At 70.5% G+C, this 25,424-nt stretch carries 25 protein-coding genes; 12 read left to right on the top strand and 13 right to left on the bottom strand.

Features of this window, described 5'->3' with window-relative positions; all coding sequences use genetic code 11:
• The first annotated feature begins 89 nt into the window (after positions 1–89).
• Positions 90–1,094 (top strand): MsnO8 family LLM class oxidoreductase, encoded by a 1,005-nt coding sequence (locus tag ACFSVL_RS31485; RefSeq protein WP_378309226.1) that lies wholly within the window; start codon positions 90–92, stop codon positions 1,092–1,094.
• On the opposite strand, the gene ACFSVL_RS31480 is transcribed toward ACFSVL_RS31485, so the two are convergent.
• Positions 1,091–1,747: a maleylpyruvate isomerase N-terminal domain-containing protein gene (locus ACFSVL_RS31480; RefSeq protein WP_378309224.1), complete on the bottom strand. Its 657-nt coding sequence runs from the start codon at positions 1,745–1,747 to the stop codon at positions 1,091–1,093. The genes ACFSVL_RS31485 and ACFSVL_RS31480 overlap by 4 nt on opposite strands.
• Positions 1,748–1,788: 41 nt before the next feature.
• Complete coding sequence (locus ACFSVL_RS31475) at positions 1,789–3,381, bottom strand: PucR family transcriptional regulator (RefSeq protein ID WP_378309222.1); 1,593 nt, start codon at positions 3,379–3,381, stop codon at positions 1,789–1,791.
• A 117-nt stretch (positions 3,382–3,498) separates the two neighbouring features.
• Here ACFSVL_RS31475 and pruA point away from each other — a divergent pair, with 117 nt between their 5' ends.
• A complete protein-coding gene (gene pruA / locus ACFSVL_RS31470; RefSeq protein WP_378309220.1) occupies positions 3,499–5,127 on the top strand; it encodes an L-glutamate gamma-semialdehyde dehydrogenase in 1,629 nt (542 codons plus the stop codon).
• 15 nt (positions 5,128–5,142) lie between these two features.
• On the top strand, positions 5,143–6,072 hold the full coding sequence (locus tag ACFSVL_RS31465; protein WP_378309218.1) for a proline dehydrogenase family protein: 930 nt from the start codon (positions 5,143–5,145) through the stop codon (positions 6,070–6,072).
• 78 nt (positions 6,073–6,150) lie between these two features.
• On the opposite strand, the gene trxA is transcribed toward ACFSVL_RS31465, so the two are convergent.
• Complete coding sequence (gene trxA / locus ACFSVL_RS31460; protein ID WP_378309216.1) at positions 6,151–6,522, bottom strand: thioredoxin; 372 nt, start codon at positions 6,520–6,522, stop codon at positions 6,151–6,153.
• Positions 6,523–6,624: 102 nt separating this feature from the next.
• On the opposite strand from trxA, the gene ACFSVL_RS31455 reads away from it, so the two are divergent.
• A complete protein-coding gene (locus ACFSVL_RS31455; RefSeq protein ID WP_378309214.1) occupies positions 6,625–6,864 on the top strand; it encodes a DUF2630 family protein in 240 nt (79 codons plus the stop codon).
• 64 nt (positions 6,865–6,928) lie between these two features.
• Complete coding sequence (locus tag ACFSVL_RS31450) at positions 6,929–7,516, top strand: TetR/AcrR family transcriptional regulator (RefSeq protein ID WP_378309212.1); 588 nt, start codon at positions 6,929–6,931, stop codon at positions 7,514–7,516.
• A gap of 36 nt (positions 7,517–7,552) precedes the next feature.
• Here the strand turns inward: ACFSVL_RS31450 and ACFSVL_RS31445 are convergent, their stop codons facing one another.
• A complete protein-coding gene (locus ACFSVL_RS31445; RefSeq protein ID WP_378309211.1) occupies positions 7,553–8,926 on the bottom strand; it encodes a serine hydrolase domain-containing protein in 1,374 nt (457 codons plus the stop codon).
• A 74-nt stretch (positions 8,927–9,000) separates the two neighbouring features.
• On the opposite strand from ACFSVL_RS31445, the gene ACFSVL_RS31440 reads away from it, so the two are divergent.
• Positions 9,001–9,642 (top strand): TetR/AcrR family transcriptional regulator, encoded by a 642-nt coding sequence (locus tag ACFSVL_RS31440; RefSeq protein WP_378309209.1) that lies wholly within the window; start codon positions 9,001–9,003, stop codon positions 9,640–9,642.
• Positions 9,643–10,112: 470 nt separating this feature from the next.
• On the opposite strand, the gene ACFSVL_RS31435 is transcribed toward ACFSVL_RS31440, so the two are convergent.
• From ACFSVL_RS31435 to ACFSVL_RS31405, 7 genes are all read right to left on the bottom strand, one after another.
• Complete coding sequence (locus ACFSVL_RS31435; protein WP_378309208.1) at positions 10,113–11,681, bottom strand: alpha/beta hydrolase; 1,569 nt, start codon at positions 11,679–11,681, stop codon at positions 10,113–10,115.
• Between the two features lie 123 nt (positions 11,682–11,804).
• Entirely contained in the window at positions 11,805–12,878 is a 1,074-nt protein-coding gene (locus tag ACFSVL_RS31430; protein WP_378309206.1) for an ATP-dependent DNA ligase, read from the bottom strand.
• A 26-nt stretch (positions 12,879–12,904) separates the two neighbouring features.
• Positions 12,905–13,504, bottom strand: a complete 600-nt coding sequence (locus tag ACFSVL_RS31425; protein WP_378309204.1) for an alkaline shock response membrane anchor protein AmaP — start codon at positions 13,502–13,504, stop codon at positions 12,905–12,907.
• Positions 13,504–14,037 carry a DUF6286 domain-containing protein gene (locus tag ACFSVL_RS31420; protein ID WP_378309203.1) on the bottom strand — a complete coding sequence of 178 codons (534 nt, stop codon included), beginning with the start codon at positions 14,035–14,037 and terminating at the stop codon, positions 13,504–13,506. The genes ACFSVL_RS31425 and ACFSVL_RS31420 overlap by 1 nt, the downstream gene beginning before the upstream one ends.
• Positions 14,037–14,423, bottom strand: coding sequence for an Asp23/Gls24 family envelope stress response protein (locus tag ACFSVL_RS31415; protein ID WP_378309201.1), 387 nt, complete (start codon positions 14,421–14,423; stop codon positions 14,037–14,039). Before ACFSVL_RS31415 ends, ACFSVL_RS31420 begins: the two co-directional genes overlap by 1 nt.
• Positions 14,420–14,596 carry a hypothetical protein gene (locus ACFSVL_RS31410; RefSeq protein ID WP_378309199.1) on the bottom strand — a complete coding sequence of 59 codons (177 nt, stop codon included), beginning with the start codon at positions 14,594–14,596 and terminating at the stop codon, positions 14,420–14,422. The genes ACFSVL_RS31415 and ACFSVL_RS31410 overlap by 4 nt, the downstream gene beginning before the upstream one ends.
• Before the next feature lie 83 nt (positions 14,597–14,679).
• On the bottom strand, positions 14,680–15,135 hold the full coding sequence (locus ACFSVL_RS31405; protein WP_378309197.1) for an Asp23/Gls24 family envelope stress response protein: 456 nt from the start codon (positions 15,133–15,135) through the stop codon (positions 14,680–14,682).
• Between the two features lie 913 nt (positions 15,136–16,048).
• Between ACFSVL_RS31405 and zapE the strand changes: the two genes are divergently transcribed.
• Complete coding sequence (zapE, locus tag ACFSVL_RS31400) at positions 16,049–17,092, top strand: cell division protein ZapE (RefSeq protein WP_378309196.1); 1,044 nt, start codon at positions 16,049–16,051, stop codon at positions 17,090–17,092.
• On the opposite strand, the gene ACFSVL_RS31395 is transcribed toward zapE, so the two are convergent.
• Positions 17,034–17,615: a phosphatase PAP2 family protein gene (locus tag ACFSVL_RS31395; RefSeq protein WP_378309195.1), complete on the bottom strand. Its 582-nt coding sequence runs from the start codon at positions 17,613–17,615 to the stop codon at positions 17,034–17,036. The two genes, zapE and ACFSVL_RS31395, sit on opposite strands and share 59 nt — an antisense overlap.
• A gap of 76 nt (positions 17,616–17,691) precedes the next feature.
• Here ACFSVL_RS31395 and ACFSVL_RS31390 point away from each other — a divergent pair, with 76 nt between their 5' ends.
• From ACFSVL_RS31390 to ACFSVL_RS31380, 3 genes are all read left to right on the top strand, one after another.
• Positions 17,692–18,852, top strand: a complete 1,161-nt coding sequence (locus tag ACFSVL_RS31390) for a serine hydrolase domain-containing protein (protein ID WP_378309193.1) — start codon at positions 17,692–17,694, stop codon at positions 18,850–18,852.
• A 15-nt stretch (positions 18,853–18,867) separates the two neighbouring features.
• Complete coding sequence (locus ACFSVL_RS31385) at positions 18,868–19,218, top strand: hypothetical protein (RefSeq protein WP_378309191.1); 351 nt, start codon at positions 18,868–18,870, stop codon at positions 19,216–19,218.
• A gap of 65 nt (positions 19,219–19,283) precedes the next feature.
• Positions 19,284–20,762 (top strand): hypothetical protein, encoded by a 1,479-nt coding sequence (locus ACFSVL_RS31380; RefSeq protein ID WP_378309189.1) that lies wholly within the window; start codon positions 19,284–19,286, stop codon positions 20,760–20,762.
• A 33-nt stretch (positions 20,763–20,795) separates the two neighbouring features.
• Here the strand turns inward: ACFSVL_RS31380 and rocD are convergent, their stop codons facing one another.
• Complete coding sequence (gene rocD, locus ACFSVL_RS31375) at positions 20,796–22,034, bottom strand: ornithine--oxo-acid transaminase (protein ID WP_378309187.1); 1,239 nt, start codon at positions 22,032–22,034, stop codon at positions 20,796–20,798.
• A gap of 183 nt (positions 22,035–22,217) precedes the next feature.
• On the opposite strand from rocD, the gene ACFSVL_RS31370 reads away from it, so the two are divergent.
• Positions 22,218–23,072: a PPK2 family polyphosphate kinase gene (locus ACFSVL_RS31370; RefSeq protein WP_378309185.1), complete on the top strand. Its 855-nt coding sequence runs from the start codon at positions 22,218–22,220 to the stop codon at positions 23,070–23,072.
• Positions 23,073–23,093: 21 nt separating this feature from the next.
• Positions 23,094–25,202, top strand: a complete 2,109-nt coding sequence (locus ACFSVL_RS31365; protein ID WP_378309183.1) for a S9 family peptidase — start codon at positions 23,094–23,096, stop codon at positions 25,200–25,202.
• Positions 25,203–25,424: the final 222 nt, after the last annotated feature.

The raw sequence follows: 25,424 nt of genomic DNA, 5'->3' as shown, positions 1-25,424 counted from the left end.
GAAGGTGGCCCTCACGGACACGGGGCTGCCGTGAGGGCCACCTTCACGGACGTCGGGGTGGGAATTCGGTCCGGACGGCGGGCGTTGGCGTGATCGTGGACGTTCCGATTTCCGTGCTGGACCGCTCGCCCGTGCGGCGTGGTCGGGGGACTGCGCAGGCGGTCCGGGACACCGTCGCGTTCGCGCGGGACATCGAAGCGCTCGGCTACCACCGGTTCTGGGTTTCCGAGCACCACGGCGTGCCGGGTGTCGCCGGGTCCGCGCCTGCGGTGCTCGCGGCAGCCGTCGCGTCCGCGACCTCGACGATCCGGGTCGGGTCCGGCGGCGTGATGCTGCCCAATCACCGGCCGCTCGTGGTCGCTGAGCAGTTCGGGATCCTGGAGTCCTTGTTCCCGGGGCGGATCGACCTCGGGCTCGGGCGGTCGGTCGGGTTCATCGAGCCGGTGCGCCGGGCGCTCGGCCAGGGCAAGGACGCGGCCGACGGGTTCGACGGTCAGGTTCGCGAGCTTCTCGCGTACTTCCGCGGCGAGCAGGACGGTGTGCACGCCATCCCGGCCGAAGGGCTGTCGGTGCCGGTGTATCTGCTGGCGACAGGGGCGGGCGCGGATCTCGCGGCCGGGCTCGGGTTGCCGCTGGTGATCGCTCCGGCGCACGGGCAGCGGGCGATGGTCGAGGCGATTTCCCGGTACCGCGAGACGTTCCGGTCCGATGTGGACGATCCACATGTCGTCGTGTCGACAGCCGTCGCGGTGGCGGACACCGCGGAGGAAGCCCGGCGGCTGCTGGTGCCGGAGGCTTGGTCCACTGTGTACTCGCGCAGCCATGGCGTGTTCCCGCCGCTTTCGCCCGCGGACGAGATTCTGGCGCTCCCGATGACCGAACGGGAGCGCCGCCGGCTGGACGACACTCTCGCCGGGCAGATCAGCGGCACTCCGGACGAGGTCGGCGCGCGGCTCGCGGACCTGGTCGCCGCGACTGGTGCTGACGAACTGCTCGTCAGCACCAGCACCTACGACCCGGCCGCGCGTGTCGAATCGTTCGCCGCGCTCGCTCGCCTCGCGGATCTGCCTGCGGCGGAACGGCTTCCGGCCTAGCCGAGCACGATCGGCAGCTGCTCCGCCAGCGCGCCCAGCGCCGCCTTCTCGTCCTCGGTCGCGGCCCGGCGGCCGGTCGCCACCAGGAGCGCGGTCCGGTCGTCCAGCGACGGCGGCAGCGGCGAACCCAGTGCGGCCTCCACTGTCTTTCGGGTCTCTGCCAGGCATTCCGCGTCCGGACCGTCCACTCCGGACAGATGCATGACCAGGTCGAGGTGGTGCAGCGTCGCTTCCACGACGTAGGTTTCGAAATAGTCCGCGACCGTCATGACGTAGTCGCGGGTTTCGACCCTCGACGCCGGGTCCGCGAGCTTCGCCGCGCGGCCCGCTGCCTGGGCCAGGTCGTCGAGGTGGTGCGCCAGCCAGGCAGTGGTGCCGTAGGCGACCGCCGCGCGGCGGGTGAACAGGCCGTCCTCGTTCATGCCGGTCGGCAGGTCGGTGCCGAGTTCCCAGTACTGGGCGGCGGTGTGCGTCGGCTCGGCTTCGGTGGGCGTCGCGAGCGTGATCAGGATGTCCTGCGCGTCGATGACCAGGTGGAACACCAAGTCCTGCACCAGCCAGCCGGTGCAGCCCGACGGGATCAGCCACTGCTCGTCTTCGAGTGATTTGACGGCGTTCTGAAGAGCGTTCCAGGAGCGGAAGAAGAGGTCCACGACGGCACCTTAGCGATCACGAACCCCCTCGGCACCCGGTTTTACAGCCGCAGCAGAAGCTCGGTGAGCAGGCGCTGCGCCGGATCGGTCAGGTCGATGCCGGACACCTCGGACGCCCGCCGCACCCGGTACCGCACGGTGTTCGGATGGATGTTCAGCGACCGGGCCGCCGTGCGGACGTCGCCGAAAGCGTTCAGGTACGCCAGCACCGCGGGGATCAGGATGTCGCCGTGGTCAGCGTCGTGGGCGCGGAGTTCGGCGAGCCGGGGATCGCGCAGCCGAGGCTGATCTCCCAAGTACGCCAACACTTCCGACAGCAACACGTCCGCCCGGACGTCGGCCAGCGACGCGACGTCGGACGGCCAATGCCCGCGCGTCATCGCCATCAGCACCCGGTCGGCGTCGCCCCTTGACGACGCCGCGTCTGAAAGCCTCGGCACCACCCCGCCGAGAGCAGCGCGGACCGGCGTGTCGAGGTGTTTCCTTGCTGCGCCAACGATTTCCTTCGCCAGAGCCAGCACGGCGGCGTCCGAATGCTCCGGCAGATCCGGCAGCAGCGCGTACACCCGGCCGCCGAGCACGCTCACGAGCGCGGTTCGCCGGTAAGCCGCGGTGTGGACGGCGATCAGGTGCACCAGTTCGGCCCGGCGCAGCAACCGGTCCGACGCGGCGGTGGCCTGCTGCCGAGCGAGCGTGAACGCCAAAACCTGTGCTGGGCGCGCCGGATCCGCACCGATGTCGTCCGCGACGGACTCGGCGTCGACGCGTGCTTCCAGCAGCCCGGCGAGCAAATCCTCGCGCAGCCGCAGTTGCGGATCGGGCAGGGTTCGCGCGCGGATCAGTTGCGGCGCAAGGGTTCGGCTCGCGCCGAGCAGCGCCACCTCGGCCTGCTCGGTCAGCGGCTGCGCGCCTTCCTGCACCCAGATCGTGCCGAGCGGCTGCGATCCCGCGTGAATCCCGGCGGCGATGCGGCGGCGGATCCCCAGTTCGGGCCGCTCGTCCACGCGCACGATTCCTTCGCCAGCCCGCAGGCGCTGGTAGACGCCCCATTCGCGGAGGATCGCGAGGTACCGTTCCGGCCCTTCGCGGCCCAGGATCGACAGCCGCCGCAGTTCGTCGACCTCGTCGCCGGCCCGGGAGTACGCGAGCACGCGGCTCGCCGTGTCCTCGATGCTGACCAGGCCGCCGGTGAGCGTCGCGACCGTCTGGGCCAGCGCGAACAGGTCGCCGAGCACCTCGCCGTTCTCCGCTTCGCCACCGGCTCGGGCCGCGTCGACCACGCCCCGCGCGAGCGCTTCGACTTGCTCCCACCGTGCCTCCGCGCCGACGGTGAGCAGCGCGACGCCAGCGTCCGCCGCGACATCCGTGCCGCCTTCGCCCTTCACCGCCACCGCGGCCGCCCTGCCGCGTCCGGCCGCCCGGATCGCTGCGGCCGCCGACCGGCCCCGCGCGCCGATCACCAGGACGAGGTCGCCGGGGTGCGTTTCGGGTGGGTCCTCGGGATCGAGGATCACCACGTCCTGCACCGGAACGCCCAGTCCGCGCGGGGCGACGAGCACCCGGACGAGGGGCTCGCCGAGCGTCGCGAGCACGTGCCGCAGCGAGGTTCCGGCGAACGGTTCAGCGGCCGTCACTGCGTAGGCCGATCGGACAAAACCATATGGGCGATTCTAGCCGCTTGAACAAACCCCTGGACGCCGCGCAGCGTTATCTTTCGGGCATCCGACGAGTAAGCCAACGAGGGAGCCGCCGTGGACGCCGTGACCCAGACCCCCGCCCCGAAGAACGAGCCGGTGCTGACGTACGCGCCGGGCAGCGCCGAGCGCGCCGAGCTGGAGGGTGCGCTGAAGAAACTGGGTCAGGCCGGTCCCGTTGACCTGACGGTCACCGTCGGCGGCGAGCAGCGCGCGGGCGGCGGCGAGAAGATCGACGTTGTCCAGCCGCACAACCACAGCCACGTCCTGGGCACCATCCAGAGCGCCACGAAGCAGGACGCGACTGACGCGATCGCTGCTGCCGCGAAGGTCGCTCCGGAGTGGCGCGCGCTGTCCTACGACGACCGCGCGGCCATCCTGCTGCGCGCCGCTGACCTGCTGACCGGCCCGTGGCGCGCGAAGCTGAACGCGGCCACCATGCTCGGCCAGTCGAAGACCGCGACGCAGGCCGAGATCGACTCCGCGTGCGAACTCGCCGACTTCTGGCGCTTCAACGTCGCGTTCGGCCGAAGCATCCTCGACCAGCAGCCGGTCAGCTCGCCAGGCGTGTGGAACCGGATGGAGCACCGTTCGCTCGAGGGCTTCGTGTACGCGATCACCCCCTTCAACTTCACCGCCATCGCCGGCAACCTGCCCACCGCGCCCGCGCTGATGGGCAACACCGTGCTGTGGAAGCCGTCGCCGACGCAGAGCTTCGCCGCGCACCTGACCATGCGGCTGCTCGAAGAGGCGGGCATGCCGCCGGGCGTGATCAACCTGCTGCCGGGAGACGGCAAGGCCGTCTCCGAGGTCGCGCTGACGCACCGCGACCTGGCGGGCATCCACTTCACCGGCTCCACCGCCACCTTCCAGCACCTGTGGGGCACTGTCGGCGCGAACATCGCCGGCTATCGCAGCTACCCGCGTCTCGTCGGCGAGACCGGCGGCAAGGACTTCGTGCTCGCGCACCCGTCCGCCGACATCGACGTGCTTCGCACGGCGCTCGTCCGCGGCGCCTTCGAGTACCAGGGCCAGAAGTGCTCCGCTGCTTCGCGTGCGTACGTGCCGCGCAGCATCTGGGAGCAGATGAAGGACGGCCTTGCGTCCGAGACCGCCGCGATCAGCTACGGCGACGTCACCGACCTGTCGCACTTCGGCGGCGCGGTGATCGACCGTCGTGCCTTCGACAAGCACGCCGCGCTCTTCGAGCGCGTTAAGAACGACAGTGAGGTCGAGGTCCTCGTCGGCGGCACTGCGGACGACAGCGTCGGCTACTTCGTGCAGCCGACCGTCCTCGTCTCGACGAACCCGAAGCACGAAATCTTCAGCACCGAGTACTTCGGCCCGATCCTGTCGGTGTACGTGTACGACGACGCTGAGTTCGACTCTGTGCTGCAGTTGGTCGACGAGACCGCTTCGTACGCCCTGACCGGTGCCATCATCGCGAACGACCGCACGGCTGTCGCCAAGGCGTCGCAGGCGCTGCGGTTCGCGGCGGGCAACTTCTACGTCAACGACAAGCCGACCGGCGCTGTCGTCGGCCAGCAGCCGTTCGGCGGGGCGCGCGCCTCCGGCACGAACGACAAGGCCGGCTCGGTCTTCAACCTGCTCCGCTGGACGAGCCCGCGCTCGATCAAGGAGACGTTCGTGCCGCCGACCTCCGTGCGCTACCCGCACCAGGGCTGAGAAGGAGACGCCACCATGCTGCGTGCCCCGTTGCTCGCCGCCGCTCGTTCGAAGCGGATGCGCGCGCTGATCGAAGCGGTTCCGGTCACCCGCTCCGTGGTGCGCCGGTTCGTGTCCGGCGCGGCTACCGCCGACGCCGTGCGCGCCGCGCGGGAACTCGCCGCCGACGGCCGGAAGATCACCATCGACCACCTCGGCGAAGACACCACCGACGCCTCACAGGCCACCGCCACCGTGCAGGCGTACGAGGAATTGCTGACGGCGCTGTCCGAACAGGGCCTCGCCAAAGGCGCGGACGTTTCGGTGAAGCTGTCTGCAGTCGGGCAGTTCCTGCCTGGCGACGGCGAAGGCGTCGCACTCGAGAACGCGCGGAAGATCTGCGCGGCGGCCGACGCGGTCGGCGCGACGGTGACGCTCGACATGGAGGACCACACCACCACGGACTCGACGCTCGGCATCCTCCGCGAGCTGCGCGCCGAGTACCCGTGGGTCGGCGCGGTGCTTCAGGCCTACCTGCACCGCACCGAGCAGGATTGCCGCGAGCTGTCCGGTCCCGGGTCGCGCGTGCGGCTGTGCAAGGGCGCTTACGCCGAGCCGGAATCGGTGGCGTTCCAGGACAAGGCTGAGGTGGACAAGTCGTACGTGCGCTGCCTGCGCGTACTGATGGCGGGCAAGGGCTACCCGATGGTGGCCTCGCACGACCCCCGGATGATCGCGATCGCAGGCAAGCTCGCCGCCGACGCCGGCCGCGCGACCGGCGACCACGAGTACCAGATGCTGTACGGCATCCGGCCCGAGGAGCAGAAGCGCCTGGCCGCCGAAGGCGAGACCGTGCGCGTGTACGTGCCGTGCGGCGACGAGTGGTACGGCTACTTCATGCGCCGGCTGGCCGAGCGGCCGGCGAACCTCGCGTTCTTCCTGCGCGGGCTCGTCACCCGGTCCTGAACCAGCGCGAAGGCCCGGCACCCTGGTGGGTGCCGGGCCTTCGTGTTTTCCCCGGGTTGTGCGCCTGTGGTGGCTGGTTCAGGCCTGCTCGGCTTCTTGCGCGGCCGCGGCCTTGCGCACCTCGTCCATGTCGACCTCGCGGGCCTGGCGGATGAGGTCTTCCAGCGCGGCTTCCGGGAGCGCGCCGGGCTGGGCGTAGATGAGGGTCTTGTCGCGGATCACCGCGAGCGTCGGGATCGAGCGGATGTTGAACGCGGCGGCGAGCTGCTGCTCGGCCTCGGTGTCGACCTTGGTGAAGGCGATGTCGCCGTGCTTTTCCGACGCCTTCTCGAACACCGGTGCGAACTGGCGGCACGGGCCGCACCAGCTCGCCCAGAAGTCGATCAGCACGAACTCGTTGTCGGTCACGGTCTGGTCGAAGTTCTCCGCGGTCAGTTCCACTGTGCTCATGGGTGGTCCAACGAACGAGCCGGGTGGGGAATTCCCGGGGGCGGGGTAGCGTCCTGGGTGATTGTTCGCGCTGTGATCGTTCGCGCTGTCGTGGAGGCTGGTGTGGCTGACGGGATCTTGGGACGCATCGACGAGCTGATCGCCGAGGAGAAGGAGCTGCGGGGGAGGGCCATCGGGGTCGGGCTGTCCTCCGACGACCGGGAACGCCTGCGGCGGGCCGAGGAGGAACTGGACCAGTGCTGGGACCTGCTGCGGCAGCGGCGGGCCCGGATCGAGTTCGACGACGACCCGGACGAGGCCTCGGTCCGGTCCGTGGGCGAGGTCGAGGGCTACCGGCAGTAGCAGTCAAAGGCTAACTGTTAGCTTTTGGCAACCGGGCACACTTTGTGGCTGATAGCATCCGCGGATGACTGAGCCGTCCGGGCGGCGCGAGCGCAAGAAAGCTGCGACCCGCCAGAAGATCGCCGACACCGCGCTCCGGCTGTTCCTCGAGCGCGGGTACGACGAGGTGGGCATCCGGGACATCGCGGCCGAGGCCGACGTCGCGGTGACCACGGTCTTTTCGCACTTCGCCTCCAAGGAGGCGCTGGTGTTCGAGCAGGACTCGAACTTCGAGGACAGTCTTCGCGGCGCGGTCTCCGGGCGGGCCCCGGAGGAGCCGTTGATCCCGGCCTTGCGGGACGAGATCCAAGCGCTCGTGGCGCACTGCACGGCGGACAGCGCCGCGCCGGTCTGGCGGATGATCGACGGATCGCCCGCGCTGCGCGAGTACGAGGACTCGATGCGGCTGCGGCACGCGGAGTCGCTGGCGGCGGCGATGGCGGCCGACCCCGGGCTGGGGCGGACTCCGACGGCGTGCCGGGCGATCGCCCGGTTCGTGGTCGACGCCTATTCGGTGGCGCGGGAGGCGGCCGATCCGGAGGCCGCCGTGGACGAGGTTTTCCGGATGATCGAGGCGGCCTGGGCGGCGGCCAGCCCGGTCGCGTCCCGTTAGGACGGTCGGCGCTCGTCTGGGGCAAGTCCGGGTCGCTCAGTGCGTGACCAGTCCCAGCACCGCGTTCAAGTTCTGCACGGTTCCCTGGTGTGGCAACAGGGTGCCGCCACAGGCCATCGGCGTGCATCCGGCCGGCGCGTCCGGACCGATCGCCAGCGAACCCAGCGTGACGGCGGGGTCGAGGAACTGCCCGGGCTGGATGTCGAAGTTGAAATTCTGCCGATACGGCCCGGGGTCCGGCAGCCGCGGCCGCACGAACGACTGGCCCAGCAGGCGCAGGAACTCGTGGTACAGCTCGCTGTCGGGGCTGGCGCTGATCAGCGTCTGCGGGTCGAGGCTGACGTCGCCCAGCACGCCGGTCCACGTGACCACCAGGTTCAGGCTGGGCACGACGAAGTTGTTCTGCTGCAGGAAGCCGACCATCGCGTACGCGTCGCTGGGCAGGGCCGCCAGCGGCACGGCGGGATAGACCTTGCGCGAGGGGAGGGAGGGGCCGACGCACGGCGCGTGGTTCACCCAGACGAGGTAGCCGTAGCAGGCGTTGGTCGCCGACGGGGCGCGGAGCTGGTCGAGGTACGAGGAGGACACGACCCGGCGGTCGTTCCAGCTGCCGCCGTTGACGAGGAGGAGGCCGAGCCTGGCCAGATCGTCGGGCGGCAGGTAGAGGTTCGCGAATCCGTAGGTGTGGCCGGCCCGATCGCGCAGCCAGACGTGATCGTGCGAGCCGATGCCGATCGGGTCGAACAGGTTCCGCTGCGCGAAGGCCTGGAAATCCTCGCCGACGGCGCGTTCGACCACATACGCCAGCAGATCGGGACCGCGCTGGCTGTACTCGAAGTAGGTGCCTGGGGCATGGGTGATCGGCAACGCCATCGCCTGGCCGACGACGTCTGTGTCAGCGCCGGCGACCGACGCTCCGACGTCGGAGACGATGGCCTGTTTCAGCCCGGACGTCTGAGTGAGCAGATCCCGCACTGTGATCGCGCGGTGCGCGGCGTCCCCGACGCCCGCGGGGAGATACCGCCCGATCGGGGCCGCCAGGTCGAGTCTGCCCTGGTCGCGCGCGATACCGGCGACCAGCGCCACGACACTCTTGGTCGAACTCCAGATGTTCCACGGGACGCCGCCCGTGAGCGGGTTCAGCCTGCCCGCCGCGACGAGGCAGTTATTGCGGTGCACCTGTACGTTCAGGCGCAGACGCGACTGCGCGAAGTCCATCGCCCGCGCCAGCTTGGCCGGATCGAACCCCTCCGCCGCGGGCGAAGCCGAGGTCGTGGCCGCTCCGGCGCCTGGCAGCGCGCACTCCGGCATTGCTTCCGTGGCGCCGGCCGGAGCGGTCCCCGTCCCGGTCAGCGTCGCCGCCGTAACCGTCGCCGCCAGCAGGGCCGGCAAGCTGCGCCACCATCGCATCAGGGCCTCCTTGCCCGGTGATCCGCCCAGAGTTTGACTCGGAGTTAAACACCGAGTGGGGCATGATGCCAATCGTGGCTTCCCTCGATGCTCCGACCGGGCGACGCGGCAAAGGCTCCCGGCCATCCGACGGACAACTGCTCGACGGGGCGTGCGCGGTGTTCGCCGCCCGCGGGTACGCGGCCGCCGGAATGGACGCCATCGCCGAGGCGGCCGGTTGCACGAAGCCGACCCTGTACGCGCATTTCGCCTCGAAACAGACCATCTACCTCGCCGTGCTGCGTCGCGAGGCCGAGCAGTTGAAGCAATGGCTTTTCGCCGCTTACGACAAAGCCGAAGGGCTGCACATCCACGAGCAGATCCGAGCCGGAATGGCCGCGATCTTCGATTACGCCAAGGCGCACCCGGACGGGTTGCAACTCGTCATGGGCACCGAAGGCGAAGGACATCTGGCTGTGTGGCGGCAATTCACCGACGACATCATCAGCCGCGTCGCCGATCTGATTCGCACGAACCTCGCCCGTTACGGCTACAAGCCCGGCCCCGAGGTGGCGCCCTTGGCCGCTATGACGGTCGGGACCGCGATTTTCGCGATCCTGCATACGTATCGCAACCATCCTGGCGATCCGGAGTTCGTTCTCGATCTCACTACCGAATACGCCGAACGCGGTCTCCGGCAACTGGCTGACCCCCTTGGTCCGAGCCCGGAGATCTGAACGGACCGTGAGCCGCGCGGCTGGGCGACTACGGTCGCGGAAACGCGGAGCAGCACGCGGGTGCGGCCACTACACCGGCGTCAGTGGTCCCGTCGCACCGTTCATCCAGGTTGCCCCTCGCTGGCCGTGACAGATCGCGTGGTCGGTCACACGAGCGGGGGGAGCCGATCCCGCTGGGTCGGGTGATGCAGTGTCGAACAAGTGTTCGAGATACTGGTGAGGTGTTCGAAACGACTTCGGCGGGGCAGCCCCGGTCCCGCCATCCCAGACCACAGCGGGGCGAACGACTGTTCAGCCGGATCAGACGGCTGCTGCGCGCCGGATGGCGGCGATGTTTCGGCCGGGCGGAACCGCCTGGCCGGTGTGCTGCCGCTGAACTCGCACATCCCGATCCCGAGAAAGACAGTGCTGATCAGGCCGCTGAAGCCGCGATGGCCGCGAAGGGCACTGCCTGTCAGGCTGGCCGGTCCTCAGGCCGGGCAGAGAGTGCCGTTGTCCGGGACCTTGCCGTCGATCAGGAAGGACTGCGCGGCGGAGGTGACACAGGGGGACTGCCCCACCGCGCCGTGCGCGACGCCCTGCCAGGTGACGGTCACGGCGCTGGGCATCTGGTCCGCGGCCCGGGTGGTGCCGACTTGCGGCGTCACCGGGTCGGTGGCGGTCGCGGCGACCAGGATGGGCGGGGCACCCGGCGCGCCGCCCGGGGGCAGCGCTTCGCGGCGGACCGGCCAAGCGCCGCACCAGGCGAGTTCCTGTGCGATCGCCGCGCCGAACTGCGGGTACTTGGCGCGCATTCCCGTTCCGGCGCGATCCAGCTGGTCGGCGGGCAGCCGGGTGGTCGAGTCGTTGCACCGGGTCGCGATGGTGCCGCCGATGCGCGACGTGCGGCCGCGCACGTCGGCCACGATCGGATTCGCGAAGCCGGCCAGCGCGGTGATGTCGCCGTTCTTCGCGGCGGTCAGCGCGTCGGCGAGGGCGGGCCAGGCGGAACGGTCGGCGAGTCCTTGGTACACCGCGTAGGTCGCCACGCCCGGGCTCATCGTCACGCCGTCGTCAGTGTCCACCGGAGACGTGCGGAGGCGATCGGTCACCGTCTTCAGCGCGGTTTTCGCATCGCCCATCGGGCAGTTGCGGGCGGCGCAGTCCGCGGCGAAGGCGTCGAACGTCGCCTGCGCGCCGGCGGCCACCGCGTCGAGCACAGCCGCTCGGTCGGCACCCGGGTCCGGGATGCCGTCCAGCACCATGCGGCCCACCTGCGCCGGATAACGCACCGCGTACTCCGAAAGCACCTTCGAGCCGTCGCCGCGGCCCAGCGCGTTCAGCCGGTCAAGCCCCAGCTGTTTGCGCAGCTGGTCGAGATCGCCCGCGGTACGCCAGCTGTCCAGCGCGGTCTGCGCGGTGTCGAGGTCGAGCGCGCACTGCTGACCGGCCCGGCGAGCCGCGTCGAGCACGTCGCCGAGGCTGCCGTCCGCCGGGTCCGCACCCAGCAGCTCCGAACGCACTTCCAGCGGCACGCACTGCACCCCGCCGGACAGCCCGGTGCCGCGCCGGTCCACGCCGATCAGCGAGAACTTCTTCAGGAACTCCGGCGGCAGCTGCGTCGCCAGGCGCGCGGCGAACAGCGAACCGGGCTCGCCGCCGACGTCGTTCACCACCACCAGCGGGATCGGGCCGTCGCCCGCCTTGAGCACGAGGATGCGGGCGAGCAGGTGCTGCGAGTCGTCGGGCGCGTCGAGCGGGGACGTCATGCGGGCGCAGCTGACGTGCAGCGAATCGGGCAGCGCCGGGGCAGCCATCCGCTGGCGGGTGTCCGCGTCGCAGTTGGCCCAGCGCAGCGCGGATTTCTTGGGCTCGGCCAGCGGCGGCAGCGGCACCGCGGCGGTGCTCGGGGGAGGTGCGGCGGTGGCGCGCCCGTCGTTGTCGATCACGGCGGGCCGCACGGAGGGCCCGCTGGTGCACCCGGCGAGCAGGAGCACTCCCAGCGTCGCCGCCACCAGCCGGGCGCGCGAACGGAAACGGCTGGGGGAACGGCGGTGCACGGGCTGGTCCTCACGTCTGCTCGGCGGAACTCTCGGACGAGCTTGGCACGCCTGGTGTGGGAAGCCAGTGAGCGGGTCCCGCGGCGTGTCCGGTCCACGCTGGTCCGGGCGGCGCGGGCGGGGTCAGCGGGTCCGCACGACCTCGCCCCGGAACACCGCTGCCAGGTCGTAGCGCGCCGGCTCGTCCAGCTGTGCGTAGCCGCACGACGACGGCTCCCGGTCCGGCCGCCAGCGCGCGAACTGCGCGGTGTGCCGGAAGCGAGACGGATAGCCGCCTTCCGTGTGCTCGTACGAGACCTCCACCACGCGCTCCAGCCGCAGCGGCACCCACGGCTGTTCTTTCGAACGCCAGCGCGTGATGCCGCCCGGCACCCGCTGCCCTTCGCGGACCGCGTCGCCCAGCCACGGATGCCCTTCGCCGTCGGTGATGAGCGGGGCCAGTTCCTGTGCCAGCTCGCGGCGGCGCGCGACCGGGAACGAACCGACCACGCCGACGTGGTGCAGCAGCCCGTTCTCGTCGTACAGGCCGAGCAGGAACGAGCCGACCGCCTCGCCGGGTTCGCCGTCCACGTGCCAGCGCAGGCCCGCCAGCACGCAGTCCGCGGTGCGGGAATGCTTGTACTTGAACAAAACCCGTTTGCCCGGCGAATACGGCTCGTCCAGCGGCTTGCCGATCACGCCGTCCAGCCCGGCACCCTCGAACAGCTCGAACCAGTGCCGCGCGGTCTCCGGATCGGTCGTCGCCGGCGTCAGCGCGATGCCCGGCAGGGACTCAAGCCGTTCGCGGCGGGCCGAGGTCGGTTCCTCCACAAACGACTCGTCGCCCAGCGCGAGCACGTCGAAGGCCACGAACTGCGCGGGCGACTGATCGGCGAGCAGCTGGACGCGGCTCTCGGCCGGGTGGATGCGCTCGGTCAGCGCGTCGAAATCGAGCTTGCCGTCGCGCGCCACCACCAGCTCGCCGTCGAGCACCACCCGCTCCGGCAAGGATTCCCGCAGCGCGGCGAGGACCTCCGGGAAATACCGGTTCAGCGGCTTCTCCGCGCGCGACTGCAGGGTGATCTCGTCGCCGTCGCGGAAAACCAGGCAGCGGAACCCGTCCCACTTCGGCTCGAACAGCAGGCCGCCGGAATCGGGGATGGCTTTCGCCGGCTTCGCCAGCATGGGCTTGATCGGTGCCTGCACAGGGAGGGCCATGCGGGCATTCTGGGCGAAACGCGGGATCAGCGCACGCGTGCCGAGCCAGCCGTGTCGAGTTCGAGCCGCACCGCGGTCGGCAGCGTCGCGACGCCGAGCGATTCCCTGGCCCGCGTCAGCACATACGCGTCGAGGTCCTCCCACACTCGCCGGACGTCGGTGCCCTCAGTCAGCCAGAGCGTGATCCGCAACGCCGGTTCAGCCACGGTGCCGACCGACCGGACGCGGGCCCGGGTGACTCCGTCGAGGCTCTCCGTGTCCGCTTGCACGGCCCCGGCCAATGCTCCGGCGGTGACGGTCAGCTCCTCGCCGATCGTTTCGTCGAGCTTCAGGTCCGGACGGCGTTCTGGGCGCAGCGAACGGAAAAACCACCACAGTCCGAACACCAGCAGCAGCACTCCGAGCACGACCGCGCCGATCCGCGCGTACAGCGAGTGGTCGCGGAGCCAGCCGATCGCGATCGGGTCGAGCACCGGCCGGTGCCCGCGGAACTGCCCGAGCCACCCCATGCCGACCACCAGGGCACCAGCCCCGGCCAGCAACCCGAGCACGCCGACCAGAGAGGTCAGCGTGCGCTCAGCGCCGTGCGAACGGCCTTGCGCGCGACGCGCCGCGGAAGCACTCATCACCGGTCCTTCGGGGAGTCGACGACGACCGACACCTTCGGGCGACGCTGCAACGGGAGACCGTCCAGCACACCGGCGACGGTCTCCAGCAGCCGCGGCCGCAGCTGTTCCTCGTTTTCCAGACGGCTCGTGGCGCGCACGCGCACCCGGCGGGAGCTGGCCGTCACGGACGCGCCCCGCACGTTGTCCTCCGCGCGCACCGCCAGCCCGACGAGCCGCGCGAGCGCCCGCGGCGACGTGCTCACCGTGATGCCGTCGGCGGGGTCGGTCATCCGCACCGCGCGGTCGCCCGCGCCGAGCGCCAGCAAGAGGAGCACGAGCCCGGCGAGCACCGCGATCCCGGCGGCGATCCGCACCGGCGTGCTGGTCCAGTCCAGCTCGGCGACTTCGGTTTTCCACCGGGGCCACGGCACCAGCAGCGGCTCCTTGCCGGGCTGCCACCAGGACCACCCGACCTCGAGCGCCAGCAGCGCGCCGCCGACCGCGACGGCCAGACCGAGCACAGTGGACAGAAGACGGACGAGGACGCGCATCATCGCACCCTCGGCGGCACGTCCGGCAGCAGCGCGGTGACCTTCACCGCGACCGAACGCACGTGATAGGAGGTGATCCGCTCGACTTCTTCGACGACCTTCGCGCGCACCTGCCCGGTCACTTCCCGCACCGGAGCCGGATAGCGCAGCGCGAGATCGAGGGACAGCTCGACGTCGTTGTCCGAGCCGCCGACCTTCGCGGACGCACCGGAAGTCCCGGTGCTGACGCCCGCGACGCGGCGTTCGGCGGACATCGTCCCGGGCACCTGGTCGGCGGCGTGCTGGGCGACCTTGCGCACGACCGTGTGCGCGATGGTCAGCGAACCGCGTTCGGCGGGCTCCGGGAGGTCGCTGCGGGTCGGCCCGGTCTCGACCGCCCGGGTCACCTGTCGCGGCCCTTCCCGAACAGGTCGCCGAGGTCGAGTTCGCCGTCGAGGACCCGGCCGACCACGAGCCCGATGAGGCCGACCGCGAAGGTCACCAGGAAAGCGGTGAACCCCTGAGTGGCGGCCAGGCCGAGAATCAGCCCGGCGAGGATCCCGGTCTGCGTAGCGTTCAACGTGCGCCCTCCTGGGATTGCTTGCTGCGGCGAGTAAGGGGTGATGACTGATCTGGCGTGCTGCGGCGGCCTGCGGACGCCGGTCACTCGACCCGGCTGGACTCGGGTTCGTCCTCTTCGCCGGGCAGGTGGATGTCGTTGACCGAGATGTTGACCTCGATCACCTCGAGCGCGGTGATCTGCTCGACCGAGGCGATGACGTTGCGCCGGACGTCGCGCGCGACCTCGGCGATCCGCGCGCCGTATTCGACCACGACGTCGAGGTCGATCGCGGCCTGCTTCTCGCCGACCTCCACCGAGACACCCGCGGTGGACGTCGCGCCCGAGCCCGGGATCCGGTCCCGGAGGGCCCCGATCGCCCGCGAAACGCCGCCGCCGAGTGCGTGCACGCCGGCGACCTCGCGCGCCGACAGCGCCGCGATCTTCTGCACGACCAGCGACGAGATCGTGGTGCGCCCGGCGGTGTCGGTCTGCTCGACCGACGTCAGCGCGGCGGAGGGGACGGCGGCCGGGACATCCGGCCGGTTCGGGGTCGGCATGGTTCCTCGCTCCCTGTAGCGGACATGGCGCGTCCAGTGTCGCCGCGAGCGGCTCGCGGCGCCGAAGACGTGCCCGCCCGAACGATGTCCCGACCGGGCGAAAACTCACGCGGCATCCCTCGAATGGGTGATACGGCACGAGGCTGGCGAGGGCAGCGGGGCTTCAGCAGAGACGGTCGGTCCCGCGCCTGGTTTCACGTCGGGAATGGCGTGTGGGCCCGCTTCGACGGCGCGAAGGGCGGCTGCGGCCGGGGAATCGCAGGGCTTGTCGGCCGCCCGGCGTCCTGGTCCGGACATCGGCCCGCCCGTGCGCAGCGTGGCAGCGGGCGTTGACCGGTGCTCGACGGTTCCGGGTCGTGCGGTGGCGGGCAGGAGCGACCGAGGTCCGGCGGCTCCTGGCGCGCGATGGCTGTGGGGCGGAAGGCGGTTCGGGCCGTGCGGTGGCAGGCGGGAGTCATTGATGTCTGGCGCTTCCGGGGTGCGCGTTGGCTGGCGACGGTCGTCGGTGCGAAAACGGCTCCGGGGCGTGCGGTGCAGGCGGGAGTCAGCGATGTCCGGCGGCTTCCCGGGCGCGTGATGGCTGGGGCGGTCGGCGCGAAGGCGGCTTAGGCCGAGTGGCGGCGGGCGGGAGCCGTTGATGTCCAGTGGTTCCGGGGCGGGTGATGGCTGGCGGAGCCCACCGGCGCGAAGGCGGCCCCGGCTGCGTGATGAGCAGCCGGGGAAGCACTGCTGGTCGGTGCACCGGGGCAGGCAGCGCCGGACCAGCGACGAAGCCCGGTGACAGTCACCACACGCGGCCCGCTCCGCCCGTCTCGTCGTCGGCGGAAAGGGGCTTCGACCGGGGGATTTGCCGTGCGTCGGCGCGTCGAGGCGAGCCGAAGGCGGCGGGAGCGTCCGGATAGGCTCTCCGACCATGCCCGCAGCTGCGCTGACCGACCGGTTTCCCGAGCTTGGGGCCGACGAGCTGATCGCCTCCCTCGTGCCGCCGCCGCGGTTCGGCGAGGCTCGGTTCTCCACGTACCTGCCCAATCCGGACGAACCCAGCCAGGCCGCGGCGGTCGAGGCGTGTTCGGCGTTCGCTTCGCGGATCGGGGCGGCCAAGGCGAAGAAGTCGCGGCTGCGGTCGCTCTTCGGCGGCGGCGCGGCCATTCCGGACGGGCCGATGGGGCTTTACCTCGACGGCGGGTTCGGGGTCGGCAAGACTCACCTGCTCGCCTCGACCTGGCACGAGACTCCGGGGCCGAAGGCGTACGGGACGTTCGTCGAGCTGACCCACCTGGTCGGCGCGCTGGGGTTCGCCAACGCGGTCTCGCGGCTGTCCGAGCACCGGCTGCTCGCGATCGACGAATTCGAGCTGGACGATCCCGGCGACACCACGCTGGTCAGCCGGCTGCTGCAGGAGCTCACCGACGCGGGCGTCTACGTCGCGGCGACCTCCAACACCTTGCCGGACAAGCTCGGCGAGGGGCGGTTCGCCGCGGAGGACTTCCTGCGGGAGATCCAGGCGCTGTCGCGGCGGTTCGGCGTCGTCCGGGTCGACGGGCCGGACTACCGGCACCGCGGGCTTCCCGACGCGCCGCCGCCGGTCAGCGACGACGAGCTGGAAGCGTCCGCCGCCGCGCACGAAGGGTCCACTGTGGACGATTTCGGGGCGTTGACGGCGCATCTCGGGAAGTTGCATCCGTCGCGCTACGGGAAGCTGCTCGACGGGGTGCGGCGGGTGCACCTCAAGCACGTGACTCCGGTGCCGGACCAGATGGTGGGGCTCCGGCTGGTCGCGCTCGCGGACCGGCTGTACGACCGGGCGATTCCGGTGGTGGTGTCCGGGATTCCGCTGCCAGAGCTGTTCGGCGAGGAGATGCTGAACGGCGGTTACCGCAAGAAGTACCTGCGCGCGATCAGCCGGTTGACGGCTCTGGCGCGCGACGCGGTGACAGTGCCGCCCGCAGCGCGGTGACCACGGCGGGGGCGAAGCAGACGCCGCCGGCGATGTCCGTGAGGTAGTGGTAGCCGAGGCCGATCATGCCGACGGCTGCGCAGACGATCAGCACCACGCTCACAACAGCGGCTACCGCCTTAAACCGGACTAGCAGCACCACGACGGTGAGGACCGCTACCAGGCTGACGGTGTGGCCGCTCGGGTAGACGAGGGTGCCGCCTTTCCATCGGTCGAAGGCGGGTTTCAAGGCCCAGCTGTTGAGGGCGATGGCTAGGAAAGGGCCTGCCACAGCAAGTAATGCGTCTCGTCGGGAGCGTCGGTAGAGGCAGATTCCGGCGATGACTACGACGGCGGGGATGAGCACGTAGGGCTCGGTGGGCAGCACCAGCGCGTTGAGCAGCCCTGGGCTTAGTGTCGCGGCGGAGTTCGCGGCCCATTGGTCCACGGTGCCGGGCGCGTACGGAGCGACGAGCAGTCCCAGCACGAGCGTGGCGAGCGCGCAGAGTGCGGCGAAGAGAGCGAGAGTCCGCCTGGCGGTCACGGATCGAAGCCTAGTCACATTCGTGGCGGCTCGCGGGTCCTTCCTTCGACACTGACGATCGGAGGGACCTGAACCAATGGGGGACATCGAGATCCACGGTACTGTCGCGGACGGCTTCGAGGCGGTTCGCGAAGAGTTCGCTGTGGCGGCCGGGGCGAGCGCGGGGGTGCAGTTGGCGGTTCGCGTGCGCGGGAGGCTGGTGGTTGATCTCTGGGCCGGGGACGTCACGGGCGCGACGCTGACCGGCGTCTATTCGTCGACCAAAGGGGCGACGGCCTTGGTGATCGCGCTGCTCGTGCAGGACGGTGTTTTGGACCTGGACGTGCCGGTCGCGCGTTGCTGGCCGGAGTTTGGTGCGGCGGGCAAGGGCGGGATCACGGTGCGCGACGTGCTCACGCACCGGTCCGGCCTGATCGGGGTCGACGGCGGGCTGTCTGCCGAGGAACTCGCGGACGACCGGGTGATCGCGCGGCGGCTGGCTGGGCAACGGCCGTTCTGGCGGCCGGGTTCTGCGTATGGCTACAGCGGGTTTGCTGGGTTTTCGGTGGTTGCGGAGGTGGTCCGGCGGGTCACCGGGGAGTCGGTGCAGGAGCACTTCGAGGCGCGGGTTCGTGAGCCGTACGGCCTCGACTTGTACCTCGGGCTGCCCGAGCAGGAGGAGCACCGCTACCGCGAGGTGCTGGCGGGGGAGGCGAGTGCGGAGGACCTCGCCGCGTTCCAGGCGTATGTTCCGGGGCCGCACAGCCTCGGCGGGATCGGCTACGCGCTCGACTCGACGCCGCCGCTTGATCAGGTCGCGTTCGTCAATACTCGGCGGGTGCGGGCGCTTGGGCCGGTTTCCGCAGGCGGGGTGGGCAGCGCGCGCGGGCTGGCGGGGCTGTACGCGGCCGCTGTGTCTGGCTTGGACGGACGGCCGCCGTTGCTCGAACCCGGCACGCTTGGCGAGTTTGCCATGCTGCATTCGACCGGCCGCGACCTGGTGACTGGCGACGCGGGCCAGTACGCGCTCGGGTTTCAGGCGAAGGGGCTGCGTTATCCGTTCCTGAGCGCGAATGCGTTCGGGCACAACGGGTCTGCTGGTTCCGAGTCCTTCGTGGACCCGCGCAGCGGTGTCGCTTTCGGGTACACGCGGCGGCAGTTCTCCGCGACCTGGTCCTATCCGGAACACGACCGGCTGGCCGCCGCGGTCCACGCCGCGACCGAACGACAGCCGGTGAACGGTCGAGGACCGTCGTGATGCGATGCTTGTCCCATGTCGCTGTTCTCGCGCCGTCCGGCCGAAACCCCGTCCGGCCCGTTCCGCTTCCGGATTTCCGAGATCTACCAGATCCCGACGCGCGGAGTCGTGGTCACCGGCACGGTCACGGACGGCACCGTCCAGGTCGGCGCCAACGCAGTAGTGCAGCTGCCCGGCGGTGCTCGCGAGGTCGTGGTGACGAGGATCGAAACGGCGCGCCGCAAGCGGCAGTCCGCGGAAGCCGGTGCCGAGGCCGGGCTTTACCTGTCCGGCCTCAGCACCAGCGACATCCCGACGGTGCCGGGCGGCGACGGACTGCAGCAGGACAACAACGGCTTGAGCGGCGTAGAGGTGACGTCCGTCTGACCGGACACTCTGTGTGAGCACCCCCATCTGGTGTCCTCGCGCGGAGTGCAGTAAACACACCAATTGTGCTCAATTCACCAGAACCGCGGCGTTCTCCGGCGATCCGGCTGATCCGGTTCCTGCGGCTGGTGTACGCACTGCCGATCGGGCTCGCGATCGCCGGGATCGTCGGCGGCTTCGTCCTCGAATACGGCTGGTACGTCGCGGCCGGGTCGGTCGGCATCAGCCTCACCATCATGGTGCTGATCCTCGGCAGCATCGCCCGGTCGCTGCACGGAGCCGCCTCCCCGCAGGGCACGAAGTTCGTCAAGGAGCACGGCGACTGGGCACTCGCCAAGATCGAAAGCCTCAAGACGACCGGGACGCAGATCAACGACGCGTACGTCACCGAGCTGAAGCTCGTCGTCGCGCCGCCGACTGGGCAGGCGTACAGGGCGACTGCCCGGGAGCTGATCCATCCGGTGCGTTCGGCCGCGTATCAGCCGGGCACGGTCGTCGTGGTCAAGCAGAGTGCGCGGTATCCCGGCGTGCTCGTGGTGGACGCCGATCCGCCTCGGGAATGGACTGAACGGCCATGGCGGGTCGGGTCCATCGGCGAGGAGCGCACGCCGGAACCCGAAGCGCGGCAAGGGAATTTCGCCGGGCGGCTGGCCATGACGGTGGTGAGCACGGTCGTCATCGCGGCGGCGTTGCTGGTGCCCATCCGCGACGATGTACTCGGCCAGCTTCTTTCGCAGCCGAATATGTTCACGGCGGAAGCCTTGCGCGACGGCGTGGCGAAAATGTCCGCCGAGAGCGAGCGTTTCGAAGGGCTGACCGTGGAATCGGACCTGATCCGCGCTGAAGTGCCTGGCGCGTACCTGACCTACCGCGGCGGCACGGTCAAGCGCGATTCGACCAGTACCGGCGCGCCGGACAAGCAATTCGCCGCGAGCGAGGTCAATTTCGATGCGATTCCCGGTCTCGTCGCGCGTTTCGGCGGGGATCCGGCGGACGTGCGGGTGTACCTCCGCCGCGAGAATGTCGGCGTCACGATGACCGTCCGCTCGGCCAACGACAGCGAGCGCGAGCTGGTTGCGGACGCGAAGGGCGTTCCGGCGCTGACGGCGGACGCGTTCACCGAGCAAGGTTTCCAAGAGGTCGCCGCGCTGCTGACGAAGACGAGCGGTCGCCACGAGGTGTACGAAGCGATCATCCGCACCGACTACGTGGAGTTTCAGCTGCCTGGCCCTGGCCCGGGCACCTCGGACGATTACGACTGGCACCGCGGACGTCTGGTCGGGCACCAGCCTTCGCCGATCCAGCCGGACCCCGGCGCACCGCTGTTCGCGTTGTCGAAGCTGTCGCCGAAGGCGTTGCCCGCGATCCTCGCGAAGGTGAACGAGCGCATGCCGGGCTTCCCCCGCGACAAGGTTTCGGTGGGGTTCCGGGAGGACAACGGAACGTGGAGCCTGAGCACGTCCGTCAAGGACGACTACGGCCGCGGCATCGAGGTGACCGCTTCGCCGGACGGATCGTCGGTCGCGGTGGTGCCCACCCGGTGACCGCCGCCCGGAAAACGGCGGTCACCGGGTAGCTCAGCCGCGCACGACCTGCGCGATCGCGTCGACGCCGCGGTCCAGTTCGGCCTCGGTGATCACCAGCGGCGGCGCGACCCGCAGCGTGCGGTCGTGCGTTTCCTTGCACAGCACGCCCAAACCGGCCAGCGCCTCGGACGCCGCCCGTCCGGTCGGACCGCCCGGCGCGATGTCGACGCCCGCCCACAGGCCGCGTCCGCGCACCTCCGACACGCCGTTGCCGACCAGCTTCGCCAGCCGCTCGTGCAGGTGCGCGCCGAGTTCGGTCGCCCGCTTCTGGTACTCGCCGGTCTGCAGCAGCCGCACCACGGCGCGGCCGACCGCGCACGCCAGCGGGTTGCCGCCGAAGGTCGAGCCGTGTTCGCCCGGCTTCAGCACGCCCAGCACGGCACGGCTGCCCACGACAGCCGACACCGGGACGATGCCGCCGCCGAGAGCCTTTCCAAGCGTGTACAGGTCGGCGCGGACGCCTTCGTGCTCCAGCGCCAGCACGGTGCCAGTGCGCGCGAGACCGGACTGGATCTCGTCGGCGATCATCAGTACGCCGTTCTCGTCGCACAGTCGGCGTACGTCGGCGAAGAACCCCGGCGGCGGCACGATGACGCCTGCCTCGCCCTGGATCGGCTCCATCAGCACAGCCGCCGTACGAGGCGTGATGGCCGCCTTCACTGCTTCAGCGTCGCCGTACGGCACCTGGACGAAGCCCGGCGTGAAGGGGCCGTAGTCGGCGCGCGCGGTTTCGTCGTCGGAGAACGAGACAATGGTGGTGGTGCGGCCGTGGAAATTCGACCGCGCGACCACGATTTCCGCTGTGCCCGCCGGAACGCCCTTCACCTGATACGCCCACTTGCGCGCGACCTTCACCGCGGACTCCACGGCCTCGGCCCCGGAGTTCATCGGCAGCACCATTTCGGTGCCGGTCAGCTCGGCCAGTTCGCGGCAGAACAGGCCCATCTGGTCGTGGTGGAACGCGCGGGAGGTGAGCGTGACGCGGCCCAGCTGCTCGGTCGCGGCGGCGATCAGCTCGGGATTGCGGTGGCCGAAGTTGAGCGCGGAGTAGCCGGCCAGGAAGTCCAGATAGGACTTGCCGGCCACGTCGGTCACCGAAGCGCCCTCGGCTTCGGCGATCACGACCGGCAGCGGATGGTAGTTGTGCGTGCTCCATTGCTCGTCGAGCGCGATGAAGCCGTCGGAGGAGGTGGGACGCGCGGTGCCGGCAGGCTGGACGGACGCTGTCATGCGTTCAGGCTAGAGGCCGTTCGCGGGGAGTTCAGCCGGGAAACGTTGCTTTCCCCCGTCGTTCGTTGCGCAATCAGGGGGTCTGCCCGGCGAATCGCTGCGCGGCTCGCTCGACCGGATGACACCCGCCCGGACGGCCGGGAAGTCCCCGGGATCGGCCGCCGCTCCGGTTATCGTCCCGGGATGGCGAAGAAGCAGCAGAACGGAAACCGGGTCCGCGACGCGCTCCGGGCGGGCGACGAGCTGCCGGACCCGGCTTCGTCGCCCGTGGGGCCGGAAAAGAAGGAAAAAGGCGGCAAGAAGCTGGCGTCCGCCGGGGAACAGCTCGCCGGGTTGCAGGAAGCGCTGTACGCGGAGGGGATCGGCGGCGGCGAACGCAGCGTGCTGCTGGTGCTGCAGGGCATGGACACCTCCGGCAAGGGCGGCACCGTCGGCCACGTGCTCGGCCTGGTGAACCCGATGGGCGTGCAGTACGCCGGGTTCAAGAAGCCCACGGCCGCCGAACGCAAGCACGATTTCCTGTGGCGCATCCGCAAGAAGCTCCCGACGCCGGGGCATCTCGGCGTGTTCGACCGCTCGCACTACGAGGACATCCTCGTGCCGCGCGTGCTCGGCCAGCTCCCGGCAGCCGAACGACGCCAGCGCTACACGCAGATCAACGCGTTCGAGAAGGAGCTGACCGACAGCGGCACCGCGGTGGTGAAGGTGTTCCTGCACATCTCGCCGGAGGAACAGCTCCGTCGCCTCACCGCGCGGCTGGACCGGCCGGAGAAGCGGTGGAAGTTCGACCCGTCGGACATCGACGCGCGCCGGCAGTGGCCTGCCTACCAGCAGGCGTACGCGGACGTGTTGAAGCGCACGTCGACGAAGCACGCGCCGTGGTACGTCGTGCCTGCCGACCGCAAGTGGTACCGGAACTGGGCGGTCGCCGAGCTGCTGGTGGAGACGCTGGCCGAGCTGAACCCGCGGTTCCCGGAGCCGTCCTACGACGTCGATGAACAGCGGGCCGCGCTGCAGGGTGTTGGCGTGCCCGGCTGATCATCTGAAAGAGTGCTGGTCGTGACCGATTTCGCACTCGACGATGTTCCGTTCCTCCGCCAGCAGGCCCGCACCCAGCGGTTCACGCTCGGCGCGCCCAAGCAGTTCCGGGTCGCCCCGGACGGTTCGCGGGTGCTGTTCCTGCGCAGCGCCACCGGGACCGACCCGCGGCACAGCCTGTGGTCGTTCGACCTCGCGACCGGCGAGGAGACGAAGCTGATCGACGCCGCCGAGCTGGTGTCCGGCGACGAGGACCTGCCGCCGGAGGAACGCGCGCGGCGCGAGCGGGCCCGCGAGACCGGCGGCGGCGTGGTGGCGTTCGGCGTCGACGACGCGTTCACCGTCGTTACTTTCACGCTGTCGGGCAAGCTTTACACGCTCGACCTCGCGAGCGGCGAGACCCGGATCCTGGTCGACGGGTCCGTGATCGACCCGCGGCCGAACCCGACCGGCACGCACGTCGCGTACGTGCGCGAGCGCCGGCTGCGCGTGATCGAGCTGGCGACCGGCGAGGACCGGGTGCTCGCCGGCGAGGACGACGAGGACGTCACCTGGGGTCTCGCGGAGTTCATCGCGGGCGAGGAGATGGACCGTACGCGCGGCTACTGGTGGGCACCGGACGGGCGGAGCGTGATCGCGGAACGCGCGGACCGCGGACCGGTGCCGCGCTGGACGATCGGCGACCCGGCGAACCCGCAGCTGCCGGCGAACGTCGTGGCGTATCCGTCGGCGGGCTCGCCGAACGCCGAGGTGTCGCTGGCGGTGCTGAGCCTGGACGGCAGCCGCGTCGATGTGGCTCCGGGCGACTGGGAATACCTGGTCACCGTGCACTGGTCGGCGGGCGGACAGCCGCTGCTGGCCGTGCAGCCGCGAGACCAGAAGCGGCTCACCGTGCTGGCGCTGGACCCGGCCGACGGATCGGTCGCCGAGGTGCACACCGAGACCGACGAGCACTGGGTGGAGATCTTCCAGGGCGTGCCCGCGTGGACCGCGGACGGCAAGCTGGTGGTGGAAAGCGCGGCGGACGGCGACCACCGGCTCGTGGTCGGAGGCAAGCCGGTCACGCCGCCGGGGATGCAGCTGCGGATGGTGCTGCACGTCGGTGCGGAAATCCTGTTCACTGCTTCGGAAGACGACCCGACCCAGGTGCACCTGTACCGCACCGAAGGCGACGAGGTGCAGCGACTGTCCACAACGGACGGTGTGCACGTCGGTTCGGGCAGCGCTGATCTCACGGTGCTTTCGTCGTGGAGCCTCGACCACAGCGGGCCGAAGGTGACTGTGCTGCGGGACGGCATCGAGACGGGCTCGATCGAATCGTCCACTGTGGACCCGGAGATCGTGCCGAACCTGACCTGGCTCACCCTCGGCGAACGGCAGCTGCGCGCGGCTTTGGTGCTGCCGCGCGGATACGAGCCGGAAGAGGGCAAGCTGCCGGTCCTGCTCGACCCGTACGGCGGTCCGCACGCACAGCGGGTTCTCCAGAGCCGCAACGCTTTCCTGACCCCGCAGTGGCTCGCCGACCAGGGCTTCGCAGTGCTGGTCGCGGACGGCCGCGGCTCGCCCGGTCGCGGTCCGGTGTGGGAGAAGGAGATCGCGGGCAAGCTCGCCGACGTCACGCTCGCCGACCAGGTCGACGCGCTGCACGCCGCCGCGGCCGCGCATCCCGAGTTGGATCTGGAGCGGGTTGCGATCCGCGGCTGGTCCTACGGCGGCTACCTGTCCGCGCTCGCCGTGCTGCGGCGGCCGGACGTGTTCCACGCGGCGGTCGCGGGCGCGCCGGTCACCGACTGGTCGCTGTATGACACCCACTACACCGAGCGCTACCTCGGCAAGCCCGAGGACGAACCGGAAAGCTACGAGCACAACTCGCTCATCGCGAGCGCCGGTTCGCTCGAACGGGCACTGCTGATCGTGCACGGGCTGGCCGACGACAACGTCTTCCCGGCGCACGCGCTGCGGCTGTCTTCGGCGCTGCTGGCGAAGGGGCGTCCGCACGGCTTCCTGCCGCTGGCGGGTGCGACGCACATGACGCCGCAGGCCGAGGAGGTCGCGGAGAACTTGATGCGCACGCAGGTTGCCTGGATCCACCGGGAGCTGGCCGCCCTCCGAAAGGAGAGCGGTGTTTGATGGCGCCGGCTCCGCCGTCGCGGCGGGATCGCGGTGTTTGATTGCGCCGGCTTCGCCGTCGCGGCGGGATCGCGGTGTTTGATTGCGCCGGCTTCGCCGTCGCGGCGGGATCGCGGTGTTTGATGGCGCCGGCTCCGCCGGCCCGGCGGGATCGCCTTTGAGTCGGCGTGTGGAGGGGCAGCGCGCCCGGCCCGGGGGGCCGTGCACGCTGCTCCTCGACAC

Source organism: Amycolatopsis silviterrae (assembly GCF_042684085.1).
In the GTDB taxonomy this organism is placed as follows: domain Bacteria; phylum Actinomycetota; class Actinomycetes; order Mycobacteriales; family Pseudonocardiaceae; genus Amycolatopsis; species Amycolatopsis silviterrae.
This window is presented reverse-complemented; position numbering and strand designations above follow the sequence as displayed.

Coding starts and splice junctions, on each gene's coding strand:
- zapE (WP_378309196.1), top strand. CDS start 16,049: ATGCCCGCAGCTGCGCTGACCGACCGGTTTCCCGAGCTTGGGGCCGAC.
- ACFSVL_RS31425 (WP_378309204.1), bottom strand. CDS start 13,504: ATGAGTGCTTCCGCGGCGCGTCGCGCGCAAGGCCGTTCGCACGGCGCT.
- ACFSVL_RS31405 (WP_378309197.1), bottom strand. CDS start 15,135: ATGCCGACCCCGAACCGGCCGGATGTCCCGGCCGCCGTCCCCTCCGCC.
- trxA (WP_378309216.1), bottom strand. CDS start 6,522: ATGAGCACAGTGGAACTGACCGCGGAGAACTTCGACCAGACCGTGACC.
- ACFSVL_RS31385 (WP_378309191.1), top strand. CDS start 18,868: ATGTCGCTGTTCTCGCGCCGTCCGGCCGAAACCCCGTCCGGCCCGTTC.
- ACFSVL_RS31450 (WP_378309212.1), top strand. CDS start 6,929: ATGACTGAGCCGTCCGGGCGGCGCGAGCGCAAGAAAGCTGCGACCCGC.
- rocD (WP_378309187.1), bottom strand. CDS start 22,034: ATGACAGCGTCCGTCCAGCCTGCCGGCACCGCGCGTCCCACCTCCTCC.
- ACFSVL_RS31420 (WP_378309203.1), bottom strand. CDS start 14,037: ATGCGCGTCCTCGTCCGTCTTCTGTCCACTGTGCTCGGTCTGGCCGTC.
- ACFSVL_RS31445 (WP_378309211.1), bottom strand. CDS start 8,926: ATGCGATGGTGGCGCAGCTTGCCGGCCCTGCTGGCGGCGACGGTTACG.
- ACFSVL_RS31465 (WP_378309218.1), top strand. CDS start 5,143: ATGCTGCGTGCCCCGTTGCTCGCCGCCGCTCGTTCGAAGCGGATGCGC.
- ACFSVL_RS31370 (WP_378309185.1), top strand. CDS start 22,218: ATGGCGAAGAAGCAGCAGAACGGAAACCGGGTCCGCGACGCGCTCCGG.
- ACFSVL_RS31390 (WP_378309193.1), top strand. CDS start 17,692: ATGGGGGACATCGAGATCCACGGTACTGTCGCGGACGGCTTCGAGGCG.
- ACFSVL_RS31430 (WP_378309206.1), bottom strand. CDS start 12,878: ATGGCCCTCCCTGTGCAGGCACCGATCAAGCCCATGCTGGCGAAGCCG.